General features: G+C 55.3%; 12 protein-coding genes. 6 read left to right on the top strand and 6 right to left on the bottom strand.

The genetic code is table 11. The features are described from left to right. Nucleotides 1-98: 98 nt before the first annotated feature. From EI293_RS10045 to mce, 4 genes are all read right to left on the bottom strand, one after another. Complete coding sequence (locus EI293_RS10045; protein WP_125437200.1) at nucleotides 99-1,517, bottom strand: CCA tRNA nucleotidyltransferase; 1,419 nt, start codon at nucleotides 1,515-1,517, stop codon at nucleotides 99-101. Between the two features lie 117 nt (nucleotides 1,518-1,634). Then, nucleotides 1,635-1,916, bottom strand: a complete 282-nt coding sequence (locus EI293_RS10040; protein ID WP_125437198.1) for a hypothetical protein — start codon at nucleotides 1,914-1,916, stop codon at nucleotides 1,635-1,637. Nucleotides 1,917-1,995: 79 nt separating this feature from the next. Beyond that, on the bottom strand, nucleotides 1,996-2,577 hold the full coding sequence (locus tag EI293_RS10035; protein ID WP_125437196.1) for an L-threonylcarbamoyladenylate synthase: 582 nt from the start codon (nucleotides 2,575-2,577) through the stop codon (nucleotides 1,996-1,998). Between the two features lie 5 nt (nucleotides 2,578-2,582). After that, nucleotides 2,583-2,984, bottom strand: a complete 402-nt coding sequence (gene mce / locus EI293_RS10030; protein WP_125438014.1) for a methylmalonyl-CoA epimerase — start codon at nucleotides 2,982-2,984, stop codon at nucleotides 2,583-2,585. 158 nt (nucleotides 2,985-3,142) lie between these two features. Here mce and EI293_RS10025 point away from each other — a divergent pair, with 158 nt between their 5' ends. The 4 genes from EI293_RS10025 (at nucleotide 3,143) to EI293_RS10010 (ending at nucleotide 5,814) form a co-directional block, all read left to right on the top strand. Then, nucleotides 3,143-4,357, top strand: a complete 1,215-nt coding sequence (locus tag EI293_RS10025) for an IscS subfamily cysteine desulfurase (RefSeq protein WP_125437194.1) — start codon at nucleotides 3,143-3,145, stop codon at nucleotides 4,355-4,357. Between the two features lie 95 nt (nucleotides 4,358-4,452). After that, entirely contained in the window at nucleotides 4,453-4,869 is a 417-nt protein-coding gene (gene iscU / locus EI293_RS10020; protein ID WP_044001465.1) for a Fe-S cluster assembly scaffold IscU, read from the top strand. 111 nt (nucleotides 4,870-4,980) lie between these two features. After that, complete coding sequence (locus EI293_RS10015; RefSeq protein WP_125437192.1) at nucleotides 4,981-5,391, top strand: hypothetical protein; 411 nt, start codon at nucleotides 4,981-4,983, stop codon at nucleotides 5,389-5,391. 96 nt (nucleotides 5,392-5,487) lie between these two features. Continuing rightward, a complete protein-coding gene (locus EI293_RS10010; protein ID WP_125437190.1) occupies nucleotides 5,488-5,814 on the top strand; it encodes a HesB/IscA family protein in 327 nt (108 codons plus the stop codon). A gap of 82 nt (nucleotides 5,815-5,896) precedes the next feature. On the opposite strand, the gene EI293_RS10005 is transcribed toward EI293_RS10010, so the two are convergent. Together EI293_RS10005 and EI293_RS10000 are read right to left on the bottom strand one after the other, a co-directional pair. Then, complete coding sequence (locus tag EI293_RS10005) at nucleotides 5,897-10,171, bottom strand: IPT/TIG domain-containing protein (RefSeq protein WP_170170332.1); 4,275 nt, start codon at nucleotides 10,169-10,171, stop codon at nucleotides 5,897-5,899. Between the two features lie 213 nt (nucleotides 10,172-10,384). Beyond that, nucleotides 10,385-13,726, bottom strand: a complete 3,342-nt coding sequence (locus tag EI293_RS10000) for a T9SS type A sorting domain-containing protein (protein ID WP_125437186.1) — start codon at nucleotides 13,724-13,726, stop codon at nucleotides 10,385-10,387. Nucleotides 13,727-14,729: 1,003 nt separating this feature from the next. Here EI293_RS10000 and EI293_RS09995 point away from each other — a divergent pair. After that, nucleotides 14,730-15,116: a helix-turn-helix domain-containing protein gene (locus EI293_RS09995; protein WP_125437184.1), complete on the top strand. Its 387-nt coding sequence runs from the start codon at nucleotides 14,730-14,732 to the stop codon at nucleotides 15,114-15,116. Further along, nucleotides 15,113-15,679, top strand: a complete 567-nt coding sequence (locus EI293_RS09990) for an IS630 family transposase (RefSeq protein WP_246010602.1) — start codon at nucleotides 15,113-15,115, stop codon at nucleotides 15,677-15,679. Before EI293_RS09995 ends, EI293_RS09990 begins: the two co-directional genes overlap by 4 nt. The last annotated feature ends 18 nt before the right edge of the window (nucleotides 15,680-15,697 follow it).

The raw sequence follows: 15,697 nt of genomic DNA, 5'->3' as shown, positions 1-15,697 counted from the left end.
GCTGCCTTCATTGTTTAGCCTTGCTCTGCGCCAAAAAAGCCACCGCCTCCCGGAGTATTCCGGGAGGCGGTGGCTTTTTTTAATGACTATTGGTCAGGCTACTTTGATACGACGCTCAGCCCTTTCTGCTTCCCTAGCTCCAGCAGCAGTGCGAAGGCCTCGTCGTGTTCGTTGCGCACTTTGCCTTCCAGAATGGCTTCCAGTAGCGCCTCCTTCAGCTCGCCTACCTCCCGGCTGGGTCGCAAGCCAAAGGTTTCCATGATGATTTCGCCGGTGATGACGGGCTTGAAGTTGCGCAGGTGGTCCTTTTCCTCCACCTCTTTCAGCTTCTCCTCCACCACATCAAAGTTGCGCAGGTAGCGGGCCACGCGCTGGTGGTCCTTGCTGGTAATATCGGCCCGGCACAGCAGCATCAGGCGGTCCACATCGTCGCCGGCCTCGAACAGCAAACGGCGCACAGCCGAGTCTGTCACGATTTCCTTGACCAGCGCAATGGGCCGCAGGTGCAGCCGCACTAGCTTCTGCACCTGGCGCATTTCCTCGCCCAGTGGCAGTTTTAGATCCGTGAAGATGCCCGGCACCCAGCGCGCCCCTTTATCCTCGTGGCCGTGGAAGGTCCAGCCCACACGCTTGTCGTAGCGTTTGGTGGCGGGTTTGGCAATATCGTGCAGGATGGCGGCCCAGCGCAGCCACAGGTCGCCGCCGGCTGCCACCACGTTATCGAGCACCTGCAGCGTGTGGTAGAAGTTGTCCTTGTGCGCGTGCTGGCCCACTTTTTCCACGCCCTGCAACTGCGCCATCTTCGGGAAGATGAGTTGCAGCAGCCCGCAGCTGAACAGCAGTTTAAAGCCGTAGCTCGGCTTCGGAGCCATAATAATCTTATTCAGCTCGGTCGTAATCCGCTCCTGCGAGATGATCTTAATACGCTCCTTGTTGCGGGCCAGCGCATCAAACGTATCGGGCTCGATATCGAAGTTGAGCTGGGTGGCAAACCGGATGGCCCGTAGCATGCGCAGTGGGTCGTCGGAAAAGGTGATGTCGGGGTCGAGGGGGGTGCGGATGAGCTTGCGCTGCAGGTCGCCCATGCCGTCGTAGCGGTCCACCAGCTCTCCAAAGTGCTCCGGATTCAGGCTCAGGGCCAGGGCATTGATGGTGAAGTCACGGCGGGCCAAATCGTCTTCCAGGGTGCCGGCTTCTACTTCGGGCTTGCGGCTTTCGGCGCGGTAGCTTTCCTTGCGGGCTCCCACAAACTCCACCTCAATTTCGGGCGTGGGCAGCATGGCCGTTCCGAAGTTCTTGAACACCGTCACGCGGGGCCGGCCGGGCAGGCGGCGCCCGACCTCCTGGGCCAAGGCAATACCGTCGCCCACGCACACCACATCCACATCCTTGCTGCCGCGCTCCAGCGCCAAATCGCGCACGAAGCCCCCAATCACGTAGGCCGGGTAGCCCAGCACACTGGCGGCCTCAGCAATGGTACGGAACAAGGGCAAATCGGGCAGTTGGGGCTGTTTCATGGCACAAAGGTAGCAGGTGCCGGCCTACGGCCCAGGCAACACGAGGCGGGTTGGACAGTAAAAAAGCTCCTCTGGCGCGGGCCGGAGGAGCTTTTCGTACACTGCCGTGGGACAGAACTACTTTTTAACGGGGGTTTCTTCTACTACCGTGGTAGTGGTTTTCTCAACCACTACGGCCGTGTCGCCGGCGGTGGGGGTAGTTTCTTCTTTTACTTCGGCAGCAGCCTTGTCAGTAGCGTTTTCAACGGCGTCGCCGGCCTTCTCAGCGGTGGCAGCGGCATCGTTGGCGGCACTTTCGGCGGTAGCTTCCGCGTTTTCCTGAGTTTTCTCCGAGCAGGAAGCCAAAGCGAAAGGAGCGAAAGCGGCCAGTACGAACAGAGATTTGAAGGAGAATTTCATAGTAAGCAATGAGTAAGGTTAGACTTGAATTCGGGTTTGATACCGTCAAATGGGAAAAGTAACCCGCCAAGCTGACACTTCAGTCCCGCAACACCTCCAGCCGGCCATCGGCCAGCACCCGCACCACGCGCGAAGGCTGGGAGCGGCTTCCGTCATCCTGCCGCCAGTTTACTACGTGCTCCACCTCGCGCACCAGCTTCGGGTCCACTTCGCTGAAAATGGCCGGGGTTGGCTCCCCGCTGCGATTAGCCGACGTCGAAACCAGCCCGTGGCCCAGCCGCCGCAGCACCAGCCGGCAGAACTCGTCCTGCTGCACCACGCGCAGCCCCACCGTGCCATCGGGGGCCAGCAGGTTGGGAGCCAGCAGCCGGCTGCCGGGCACCACGTAGGTAGTAGGCCGCGTCTGGGCCGCCAGCAACTCGGGCAGATTCGGCGGCACCACCTCGGCGTAGCGGGCAAACATCTGCTCATCAGCCACCAGCACGATGCAGGCTTTTTCGGCGGGCCGCTGCTTGAGCTTGTAAATCTGGTCCACGGCCTTCGACGATTCGGCGTCGCAGCCCAGGCCCCATACCGTATCGGTGGGGTACAGGATTACCTGCTGCAACAGCAGCACGTCCACGGCCGCGTCGGCTTCGTCTCGTAAAAATCGGATATTCATAGCGGTTAAATCGACTGGCAAAGTTCCACCAACACGCCATTGGCGGATTTTGGGTGAATAAAGCAGACCAGTTTGTTGTCGGCCCCGCGCTTGGGCTCGTCGTTGAGGATGGTAAAGCCGGCCGCCCGCAGCCGCACCATTTCTACCCGGATATCGTCTACCTCGAAGGCCACGTGGTGAATGCCTTCGGGCTTTTTGTCCAGGTATTTCGTGATGGCGCTGTCGGGCGACGTGCCGGCCAGCAGCTCAATTTTGGAGCCGCCTACCTGAAAAAACACCGTATCCACGGCTTCGGAGGCCACGTGCTCCCGCTTATAAGGCTCCTGTCCGAGCAAAGTGGTGTACAAAGCGGTGGCCGATTCCAGGTCTTTTACGGCAAGACCCAGGTGTTCGAGGTTGGTGAGCATCAGCTGATCGAAAAAGGGAAGCCGGGCCATAGCGCGGCTTCTTTGGATTTGTTCTACTTTTGTAGTTGCAAATGTGGGAAGAAAGTAAAACCCGTACGCGGTTTTTTGTGTTCTACCTGCGAATGATTCTCCGCTGAAACCTGACTGACGACCGAGCCATGCTCAAGCTACCTATTTACCTCGACAACAACGCAACCACGCCCCTTGACCCCCGGGTTCTGGAGGCTATGATGCCGTATCTGACCGAGGTGTTCGGCAATGCGGCTTCCCGTAATCACCCCTTCGGCTGGGCTGCCGAAGAAGGAGTGGATTACGCCCGGGAGCAGATTTCGAGCCTGATCAACTGTGATCCCAAGGAAATTATCTTCACCTCGGGGGCTACGGAATCCGACAACCTGGCCATCAAGGGTGTGTTTGAGATGTACGCCCAGAAGGGTAACCACATCATCACCACCACTACCGAGCACAAAGCCGTACTCGATACCTGCAAGCACATTGAGAAGCTCGGGGGCCGGGTTACGTACCTGCCCGTAGATTCCGAAGGCCTCATCAGCCTGAGCGAGCTGGAAGCTGCCATGACACCGGAAACCATTCTGGTGGCCATCATGTACGGCAACAACGAAACCGGCACCATCCAGCCCATCCGCGAAATTGCCGCCATTGCCCACAAGCACGGCGCCCTATTCATGACGGATGGCACCCAGGCTGTCGGCAAGATTCCGGTGGATGTCATTGCCGATGGCATCGACCTGATGGCCTTCACGGCCCACAAGATGTACGGTCCTAAGGGCGTAGGTGCACTGTACGTACGTCGCAAAAACCCCCGCGTAAAAGTTACCGCCCAGATGGACGGTGGCGGACACGAGCGGGGCATGCGCTCCGGCACGCTGAATGTCCCCGGCATTGTAGGCTTGGGTAAGGCCTGCGAGTTGGCCAAGCTGGAAATGGCCGCTGACACGGCCCGCCTGAGCGCCATGCGCGACCGGCTGGAAAAAGAGCTGCTGACTCTGGAAGAAAGCTACGTTAATGGTTCGCGTGAACACCGCCTGCCGCACGTAGCCAACATCAGCTTTAAGTACGTGGAAGGTGAAGGCCTGATGATGGGCGTGAAAGACCTCGCCGTTTCGTCCGGCTCGGCTTGTACTTCTGCCTCTTTGGAGCCATCTTACGTACTCAAAGCCCTGGGCCTGAGCGACGACCTCGCCCACAGCTCTTTGCGCTTCGGTCTGAGCCGCTTCACTACCGACGAGCAGATCGATTACGCCATCAACCACGTAAAAGAGGCCGTCACGAAGCTGCGCGAAATGTCGCCCCTGTGGGAGATGTTCAAAGAAGGCATCGACCTCGATAAGATTGAGTGGGCTGAGCATTAATTTTTAGTGCTTAGAACTAAGAACCAAGAGCTTTGCATTGGTTCTTATTCTAGGTTCTGAGTTCTAAAATCTGACATCTAAATTCATCAAAAGCCATGGCTTACTCCGATAAGGTAATCGACCATTACAGCAACCCCCGCAACGTGGGCACGCTGGATAAAAGCAAGAAAAACGTAGGCACCGGCTTGGTAGGTGCTCCTGAGTGCGGCGACGTAATGCGTCTGCAGATTGAGGTAGACGAGACGACCAACACCATCACCGATGCCAAATTCAAGACGTTTGGCTGCGGTTCGGCCATTGCTTCGTCTTCCTTGGCGACAGAGTGGCTGAAGGGTAAAACCGTTGATGAGGCCCTGGCCATCGACAACATGGAGATTGTGGAGGAGTTGGCTCTGCCGCCGGTAAAAATTCACTGCTCGGTGCTGGCCGAAGATGCCATCAAATCGGCCATTAACGACTACCGCGTAAAAAACGGTTTGCCGGAGCTGGAAATGGCTAAGTCGCACCACTAGTCTGGTAGCAAGTAGTTAAGGAGCCAGAAGATGAAATGCACCTGCCTTTGCGGTTGGTCATTTTATCTTCTGGCTCTTTTCTGTACCTCCTGACTTTTAGATTCTCCACACATGGACCTCTCCCCTACCGACGTACACGTTGAGAGTGCCCGGATTCAGCGGCAGATTGAAGATTATCTGGCTCTGGGACCGGGTAACCTGCTGTTTGAGTTCCGGCAACTCGACGGCCTCACGCGGCTCGACCTGATAACGGTAAACCCACGCCATCATCAGAGCTTTCTGTTTCGCTACGAAACCGGGTATGACAAGCTGGAAGTGCTGCGCCGGATGCTGGCTTACGTGCAGCGCTACCGCGACGAGGAAAGCTCTTATACTATACAGTGGCGCACGCGCGGCGACCGGGAGTTGCAGACCTCCTACTTCCGGGCGCACAACGTATACGAGGCATTGGATAAGCTCTATTATGGCCGCGACTTGAGCACGATTACCGTGTTCAGCGTGGTTTTGAACCCAAGTTCTTAGAATGTTTCTGAACAAGCAGCGTATCTTTGATGTTCTGCTTCTGAAATATCCTTCATCGGTCTGCCTGGCGGGCCGCCGAAACTAGCTTGTTGCCCCATGATTACCGTTTCTGACAAAGCCAAAGAGAAAGTTGAAAAGCTCATGCAGGATGCGGAGCTGGATGCGACGTACCGTTTGCGGGCCTCGGTGGCCGGCGGCGGCTGCTCGGGCTTGAGCTATAAGCTTGACTTCGATAACGAGGTGAAGCCGATGGATCAGGAGTTTGAGGACAAGGGCGTGCGCGTGGTAGTTGATATGAAGAGCTTCCTGTATCTGGCCGGCACGGAGCTGGATTTCTCGGATGGCCTCAACGGCAAAGGCTTCTACTTTGATAACCCTAACGCTTCCCGTACCTGCGGTTGCGGCGAGAGTTTTTCGGTGTAGCACTAACTTATCTGATTCGCTTCCTAACAAAAAGAGCCTGTTTCCAGCTGGAAACAGGCTCTTTTTGTTGACATTTTGTTATTTATTGTTTCACAAATCGGTGCGTGGTACGGCTAACAGCGGTAGTCACTTGCAGATGGTACAACCCAACCGGCAGGCCAGCTATAGGTAGCGTAGCAGTTCCGGTGAGGCTACCAGTAACCACCGTATTTCCAGCGGCATTCAGTATGCGGTAACGGGCTACTTCCGCAGTTGGCAGCTCCACCCGTAGCTCGGCGTGGGCCGGATTAGGATACACACTTATATTCAACTGACTACCCACTACCTGCACCGCTGACAGCGCCTCCTTTCCATCGGTATCTACCTGGCGCAACCGATAGTAAGCCATGCCCTGGCGGAGCGGCTGCGGGTCGTAGGCTTCATAGCGGGCGGCAGTGCCTTTGGCTTTTACAGTGGTTACTTTCTGAAAGCTGTGACCGTCAGGGCTGCGCTGCACTTCAAAATACTGACTATTATGCTCGGCTGCCGTCTGCCACGCTAGGCGCACCTGCGAGCCGTGGCGACGCGCCGTGAAAGATACAAGCTCTACTGGCAAGGGATTCAGGGCGTAGCTAGGGTCGGTACTGGCCAGCGCAAAGTCGCTGAACGAAGTAAAGGCATCCGATGTCAGCGAACCGGCCACAAAAGTGCCGCCCGCTCCAGCCCCCGAGCTGGCCGACCGCCCGATGGATTCCCATGCGCCACCGTTGCTCCGTTTGGCTACGACCAAGGAAGCCGCCGATGGATCTGTTACCTGGTCATCGGTATCGAAGCTCAGGGTAACTGTGCCGCTGAAGCCGGTAGGTGGCACCGTGGGCGTAATGGTTATAAACCGGATACCGGACACGCGGGCTAAAGGAGCCTGCACGGCCGTGGAGCGGGCGGAAGTGTTCCGAAGGTCGGCTACGTATGTGGTGGCGGTGGCCTGGGCATTTATGCGCAGGCTAGTGGGCCGGTAGTGGCCATCTTTCCCAATGGGAAACGTAACATCGGTAGAAGTTGTCGTGACTACGCCGGTTTGGCGAGCCAGCGGGCCAGCTACGTAACTACTATTGCTCCCGCCAGTCAGCACGGCATTCACAGCTAACGTGAGCAGATTGCTTGCCGTAGTGGTGAGCGTTCCGGTACTCAGCTGCAACCGCGCGAGAGTCAGCGGCCGAGCAAGCACTGCGCCGGCCGCGTTATCCAGTTGCAGGCGTGAAGTATTTCCGAAGGTAAGCGTACCCGCTCCGCTTATGGTTTGGGTGGTGGAGCCGTTCAGCGCTACGGTTTCAATTCCGCCGGCATCCGGAGCAAACGAAAGCGTACTGCCGGCATCAATCTGAATATTGCCGCCAATAGAAATGGTATTGTCCAGGTTCAGGCCCACGTTACCACTGCTGACCTTCAGGTTACCCAGGATAGTAAGTGTGCCGTTGGCCCCGGAGGAGGTGTTTACGCCGGTACCTATGTTAAACTCCAGATGGCCAAATGTGCGGCCACTGAGCGGCGGCACGGAGTTATTATCCGGAATGCTGTACACGTACTGGCTGGTGGGTTCCAGCGTGACTACCGAACCCGGCGCGGTTATGGCGAAAGGCTGCAGGCCGCCAGCCTGCTCCAGCCGGGAGCCATTGCGGAAAATCACGCTGCCAGTATAGGCGGTCAGTGCCCCAAAGGGCGTTCCGGACACATTCAATCCGCTTCGGAAGGAGCTACCACTCAAAAACTCGATGCTATTGGTCCCGCTCCCTATCAACCGATGGGCCCCAGTGTTGGCATTAATGGCTTCAAATGCTACTGCTCCGGCAATGGATGCGGTAGCATCAGTGCTCAGCTGCATCGTGAGGCCAGTTTCGGTACTCCCCGTATTGGTAAGCGTCAGGCCGGAACCGGCTGTAATTATCAGGTCTGCTCCCGTGGCACTGCCGTTACTGATGGTTAGCGTGCGGGTGCCGGTATTGTTGAAACCCACCGTGGCCGCGTTACGAATGAGTAACTGTCCGATAGTTTGGGGCGAACTGAAATCAACTGTCACGGTGGTGGTTGGCGTAGAAGATCCGTCAAACACCACTACGTCACTGTTACTCGGGGTGGCACGATTAGGCGTCCAGCTACCGGCGGCGGCCCAGTTGGTGCCGGTCCCGTTCCAGGTGTAAGTAGGCGGCACGGCCCCGGTGAGGTTCAGGATATACGGGCTTTCGTCGGCATCGTCGCTGGCAATGCGGAGCGTGGCGGTCTGCGGAGCGGTGGCAGTAGGCGCAAATGTAACAGTGAAGGTTGTACTACTACCGCTGCTCAGAACAGTAACAGCCGGTTGCGCCATCAGCGTGAAATCGGCGGAGCCGGTGAGTTGCACGGCCGGATTGCCCAACTTCAGATCGGAAGTACCCAGGTTTCGGATGATGAATGTGCCGGAAGCAGTATTGCCCGCCGTTACGAAACCAAAGTCATAAGTCCCGTTGGAGGAGATTGAACTGGCATTTTGTACCAGATCTATTTCCGGCCCGTTAGTGGGCGCGTAATCTGCAATGGTTACATCATCGATATTGATGCGGTTACCTGCGGTTTTCCGTACGCGCAGCCGCACATTGCCCGCGGTGTTGGCCGTGAAGCTAAACGTAGTGAGTGCAGTGGAAGTCAGGCTTATCGTGCTGCCCACCTGCGTCCAGGTTCCGCCCTGGTCAGACGATACTTCCACGACAAAAGCGCCACCAGTATCGCCGGCGTAGTTGGCGGCTTTAAGCGTTATATCAGCCGCGCCGCCGATTTTGTCGAATAGCATCGTCAGCAGGCCCGTACTCTGAATCCGCACTGATTTACTTCCGTTTTTGGCGTCACCAGTTGCGGTACCCACCAGCGCGTTGTTCAATTCCCAGGGACCGGAGGCAAACGATACGTTCCCTGTGGCATACCCGCCTTTACTGCCCTGTTCAAAGGGCTCCGTTAACCCAGCAAACGGTACTGCCACAACAAAGGTCACCGCCCCGGACGTGCCGCCACCAGGAGTTGGCGAGGTAACCGTAACCGGATAAGCCCCGGCCGTTGCAATGGCAGCAGCCGGCACCGTGGCGCTAAGTTGCGTTTCAGAGAGATACGTAGTACTGAGAGCCGCCCCATTGAAATAGAGCACGGAAGATGGGATAAAGTTGGCACCGGTAGCCGTTAGCATGAAGCCGCCCGCGCCTGCTACCTGCGTAGCCGGATCAAGGCTGGCAAGTGTTGGCACCGCGTTTTCCACGCTGAAGCTGGTACTCGAGGTGGCCGTGCCACCGCCGGTAGTCACCGTAACAGGACCGGTTGTAGCCCCGTCTGGAACAGTTGCCGTGATGGTAGTAGCATTCGTGACGGTGTAGCTGCTGGCCGCCGTGCCATTGAACCGTACGGCAGTAGCCCCGGTAAAATCTGTTCCGCTAAGGGTAACCACCGTACCGACTGGGCCACGGTCGGGTGTAAAACCTGTAATAGCGGGAGTTGCAATAGGAGCCGTTACGTCAAACGTACCTGTAGCAGTATACTCAGTGGTTCCATCGTTCAGCACTACCGCTGCCGCACCAATCGGCGTGCCGGCCGCCACGGTAGCAGTTACGTTGCTGGTAGTAGCCAGAATATTAGTGGCACTGGTACCCGCGAAGGTGACGCCTGTTATAGTCGCCAGATTAATACCGCTGATGGTTACCACTGTTCCGGCCGGCCCCGTTTGTGGTGTAAAACCGGTAATAACCGGGGCCGTACTGCAAGGTGCAGCCGCCGTAGCTGAGTTACGGGGGGCAACAGCTACTGCCCCGAAGTCAGCGTTATTGTTGTCACTATCCGTGCAGCCGCCACTGAGGCGCATTACACTGGTTGTGGTACTCGGGGCAGGAGCCCGGCCGCCTCCTTCGTAGGCATTGGCGGCTCCACCGTAGCCTACAAAATCCACGACGTTACCAGATGAGAAGGTACTGGGTGCCGTGAAGGTGACAGTAGCAGTGGTATTAGCCAGCACGACCTTGCCCGCCGAACCGCTCAAATCAATAGCTCCCGTGGCGTCAGGAGTGGGCAATGCAACGCCATTGCTCGTGCCACCGGACAACTGCACGAGGTAATATTTGCCGGCTCCTATTATACCATTTACGGTGGCCTTACCGCTAAATGTCCCGCCGCTGGACGCATACTGCACTGACCAGTTGGTCATAGTGACCGGAGTTGTTCCCCGGTTAAACAACTCTACGAAGTCGTTGCGGTAGGTTGCTCCGCCCGTGTTGCCGCTACCATAAATCTGGCTGATGACAACCTGCGCCTTGACGAAGGAAGGACAGATCAGCAGCAGCAGTACTGCTAAGACCTGCAACGTCATCTGCCTTCCCCGAAGAGAAACTGAACGAGTAAATGAATGCAACATAGGCCATTAGGAAATAGTGGGCATCTCTTTTCAGACAGTTACAAAAGTACAATTTACACTTTATAATGTCATATTACAAGATATTATGAAATGGTTAAGACTGAAAACGAAAAAGGGCCTTCCCAATTGGGAAGGCCCTTTTTCCAAAAGTGTTCGGCAGGATATACCTTACTTCTTCACGATACGACGGGTAACTTTTGCATCACCCTCACCAACCGTTACCAAATAAGTACCAGCCTGCAGATTCGTCATGTCCAGCTTGCTGTCAGCGCCCAGCTTGCGGGTGCTGATGAGGCGGCCAGTCATATCAGTAATAACAGCAGTTACACCTTCGGCCGAGCCAGCTACATCGATAGTCAACTGATCCTGCACAGGGTTCGGATACATCGTCACCTCACCCGAGTTCAGGAAGTTGACAGTTACCAGCGAGCTGAAGCTCGACGAGCCATCCAGATCCACCTGCTTCAGGCGGTAGTAAGAAAGGCCGTTGAGCGGCTTCTTATCTACCTCATTGTACGTGGTAGTGGCGCTGGTAGTGCCTTTGCCTTCACGGGTCAGGATGGTTTCGAACGAGCGGCCATCACGGCTACGCTGTACTTCGAAGCCTTTGTTGTTCAGCTCCGAAGCAGTTACCCAGTTCAGCGCAACCTGATTGCCTTTCACTTTGGCCGAGAAAGAAACCAGCGTAACGGGCAGTGGCGAAGGAGCGATAATACCAGGGATGGTATTCGGCACCGGCGGCGACAGGTAGTTCTCCGCTCCGATTACGCTCACATTGAAGTTGTTATCAATGTTGTTGTATTCAAAAGTGTAGAAGTAATAGGTGGTAGCCAGATCAAGACCATCAACTACTACAGTCTGGTTCGAACCGGAGTATACCGCGAAGAAACCGGGGGCAATCTGCGGGCCTTGACCATACGTCTGATTACCCGTCTGGTAAGAGTTACCATCAGCGGGCTGGCTGTTAGCCGGCAACTCAGAATTTGTGCTGGCGACAATAAGACGACCTTCACCGTAGCCAAGGGCAGCATAGTTAGCGGGCAGATTGAAGCTAACCGTAGCAGTGGTGTTGTTACGGGTTACCGTAGCAGTGCTGCGCAGAGTAGGCTCAATGTCAATCGAGCGTGCAGACAGCAGATCATTAGCACCAAAAGCTTGTACCGACTTGTTGGCGAAATCATTGCTCTGGAACTGTAGCGTCGACTGAGCCGAACCCAGATATGTAGGCTTGTAGCGCACATAGATAGGCTGGTTAATGCTATATGTAGTAGCATTCGGCGTCAGAACCACCGAGTTAGTGAACGTCACGTTGTCCAGCGACAGTTCAAACTGTGGCACGTTGCCAGGGTTCAGTGGGTTCGTCGAAAGGTTCTTCGAAATGGTAACCGGCTGTAGTACCCGTTGCGCGTTGATGGTCAGTGCCTGCGATGCAGAAGTAGTATTGATGACTACGTTGCGTACTTCCTGGAAAGCGTTGGCAATCTGAATAGTCGGCTCACTGGTGCCAGCCACTGGAATACCCTGCGAAACAGCGGGGCTGCTGGAATTCAGAATCAGCGAAGAGGAACTAAGCGCCGATGGCGGCAGGAAGCGCACATAGACTGTAGTAGCCGTTACATCGGGACCGGAATTACGAGGAACTACAATTGTGTTACCCGTGGTAGTCACTCCGGCAAACGTAGCATCGAGGGATACCTGGAAATACTGCGGAGCAGTTACTGTAATATCCTGGAGCAGGTTAGAACCAGAGAGGGTATAGGACTGTACCGATGAGGCTACACCAGGTACTGTAGAAAACAGGCTCAGGTTACCGGAGGCATTGATAACCGAGTTGTTACCCGTACTATTGGCAGTGATGGTCACCACTACGCTGGTAGCACCCGTGCTCGAAGCAGTAATGCTGCCGCTGAACGGACCTGAAGCAATCGGGCCGGTTAGCTGCACCTCAATATTGCGGATCGAAACTGAGCCATTGGGAGCCGGGTTGATGATAATCGGGCCATTCACAAAGCTACCACCAGCAGTGGCATCACGGAATACGATGTTGTTGTTCGAGCCGGTCAGAACCAGCGGAGCCGTCAGGTTGCCAGCATTGACCGAGAAGGTCAGCGTCTGGGCCGAACCACTAGCTGAAACCGTTCCAAAATCGATAGCCGTAGGGTTTGCTACGATAAAAGGACCTGTTGGAGCCGGAGTAGCAGTACCGCTGACGCTAACTCCCGAAGCGGGAGCACCCGTCGAAGTTACTGCAACCTGGGCATTGTAGTTACCATCAACTGTAGGCTGGAAACGCACTTCAACATTTTGGTTCACAGAACCGGCAGAAGGCACCAGTGTAATGGCAGCAGAGCTAAACGTACCGTTGGGCAGACGAATCTGGAAACCGGCCGGCGGAGTAACGACTACGTTATTCGTCAGATTAGAACCCTGTATGTTGAACGTCTGAGCAGCAGAAACCTGGCCTACCTGCACCGAGCCAAAGTCCGGCAATGCAATGGGACTTACCGTCAATGATGGTGGCGGTGCAGTGGCATTACCTGCCACATTAGTAGCAACGGTAGTAGCACCTGGGCTGGCTGCTGAAATCTGCGAGAAATAGGAACCGGTTGCGGTAGGAACAAATACAACGTCAACCTGCTGGCTGACACCGCCACTCCCATCCTGGGTCAGAACAGCTGTGGAAGCATAGGCATCGGAGCCGGTACGCACCAGGAAACCGCTTGGGGCTGTTACGGTAACAGGGCCAGTTAGGTCAGTGCCAGTGACAGTAACCTGCTGAGCAGCCGACTGGGTACCTACCGTAGTGTTTGGAAAGATCAGACTAGCAGGTGAAATGAACAGCGCAGGAGACAACGCACGCAGCATGAAGTCGTCCAGACGATACTGGCGGGTGCTGGCATTGCCTACCCGCGTGAAACGGACACGAACATTGGTAGCAGCCGGAATAGTGGTGTTTACAGCCACAAATTCCCAACTGCCGCTAGCAGCCGGGCGAGTGAAACCAATATTGGTATAGTTAGCTCCACCGTCCAGGCTATACTCAGCAATGAACTCATTGGTAGCAGCGGTCTGTGAACCAGCGCTACGGAACAAGCCAAACTCCAGGCGTGGATTAGCACCGGTACCGGCAGTTGTCGTGTTCAGACCATCGATGATAAGGGTGTAGTCCGTATTTGCGGTTACCTGTACGCCCTGCGTTGTGGGACTAGGCTCTGCAAACACAATACTGCGTCCACCACTTGCCCCGGCGTAATTGCTGGGGTTGTTGTTGTTAGGATTGACACCCGGCGAAGCAATAGCGGTACCGCTATACACCAGTTGGTCTTCATCAAACTCTCCCGCAGCTTGGGCTGAAGTAATAGTTTCACGAGCCTGCAATCCATTGAAAGTCTCCTGATAGCTCATGCTCTGGGCCTGCATAGCAAGCGGAGCGAACAAGCCCATCAGTAACACTACCCAAAGCCAAGGTCGGCTGATTAAGGGTACTGTACTCAAGTAAGATTTTTTCATAATTATGCAAAAAGAGAAAGGTTCAAAAGGAAGAAAAAAGGTCTTAAGTTGATTTTGTGCTCAAACATTGATCTGCGGGGGTTTACGCAAGATGCTCAGCAATGGATGAGGACATTTTCAATACTTGTGTGCATTATTCAAATATAATACTGTACTATCCTACATAGAAGCGCAGCATTTTCACAATTCGTGCCAGAAATACCACTTGTCAGCAAACAACGTCTTATGCGATAATCCTATTCTATATATATTCAAATTATTCATCCTCTACTACATCTGTTTTCCGGTACCGTTATCCAGCGCAAAAATACTCTACAAACTTGATACTTCTTCGTTCTTAATTTATTGACTCCTCACTTATTCGTTATTTGTAGTTAAACTCGACTTTATAGCGAAAGCCAATCCTTGTTATATTCCTATTTATAATTGCATAATATTTGTTGAATTATATATTTTGAACGGCATCAAAGTCCTAATAAATCTGGCTGTACTTCGCATCAAGCAGAACGAGGCCGGATTTATGCGCAGGATAAGAATAAGATTATTTCCAGTCGGACGGTGCGGTATTTTGGAATAACCAGATTGGGCGGCTGATTTCATCAGTACACATGTCAGGAACCGACTGAGCGACGTTATATACCTACGTAAAAACAGTTTCGCACTAGGCCGGAGCGTAACGTAGCATCACGTCATTATAGCATACCCTAACACCCACCAAGGGTAGTACCCGGCTCGGCTAAGAAGCCTGCAAAATAGATAACTATCAGATTTTAATACACATACAATGTTAACACGATTTAGCAGCAAAGTCAGCCAAAAGTCACGCGTATACATCAGTCAACGGCCACGGATGCTGAAAAGAAGCAAGTTCGGGCATCCTAGCAGATTAACGACAAGCAGCTAAGCAGAGCCAAGTTAGGTAAAGAGAATACACGGTAGCAGGCAGTTCATTACCTAGAGCGAATTCCAGGTTTGTGTACAGGTTTTAGTGTAGATTCCGTTGATGAAAGCCTACTCCACCGACTTGCGTGAACGTGTGGTGGCCGCTTGTCAGCAAGGCGGCCGCACAATTGGCGAAGTGGCCGCGCAATTCAGCGTGTCGGATTCGTTTGTGCGCAAGCTACGTCGGCGCCAGCGCACGAGCGGTTCGGTGGCTGCTTTGCCGCCACATAGCGGCCCGGCGCCAGTGCTGAACGCGGCGGCTCAGGCGCAATTGAGCGCCTGCTTGCGCCAAGAACCCGACGTCACGCTGACCGAACTCTGCATCTGGTTGGCCGCCATCGGCGGCCCGGCCGTGAGCCAGACCACGCTCTGGCGGGCGGTGCAGGCGCTGGATTGGCGGCGAAAAAAAAGAGTGTCCACGCTGCCGAGCGCGACACCCAACGCGTGAGGGCCTTGCGGGCCGCCTTTCTCGAAGCCGTACAAAGCGAGGATGTTACCTGTTTCAAGTTCGTGGACGAAACCAGTACGAACCTGACCTACTGCCGCCGTTACGCCCGCGCCGAAGGCGGCCACCGCGCCCCGCAAGCCACGCCGTTGCACGGCGGGCCGAACGTGACGCTGGTGGCGGCGCTGACCCCGACCGGCTTGCAAGCGGCGATGACCGTAAGCGGAGCCGTCAACGGCGACGTGTTTGCCGCTTACCTAGAGCAGGTACTTGGCCCCACGTTGCGACCCGGCGATGTGGTCGTGCTCGACAACCTGCCGGCCCACAAAGTGGCCGGCCTAGCCGAACGGGTGGAAGTCCGCGGGGCGCGCCTGCTGTATCTGCCTCCCTATTCGCCCGATTTTAATCCCATCGAACTGGCCTTCAGCAAGCTGAAAACCTGGCTGCGTACCGCACAGGCTCGCACGCGAGAGGCGCTGGAAAGCGTCATCCAAACTGCCATCGACTGGATAACCGAACAGGACGCAAAAAACTGGTTTGACCATTGTGGCTACCATGTACACTAACCTGAAATCTGCTCTAGG

The organism is Hymenobacter perfusus (assembly GCF_003944765.1).
Taxonomy (GTDB): domain Bacteria; phylum Bacteroidota; class Bacteroidia; order Cytophagales; family Hymenobacteraceae; genus Hymenobacter; species Hymenobacter perfusus.
This window is presented reverse-complemented; position numbering and strand designations above follow the sequence as displayed.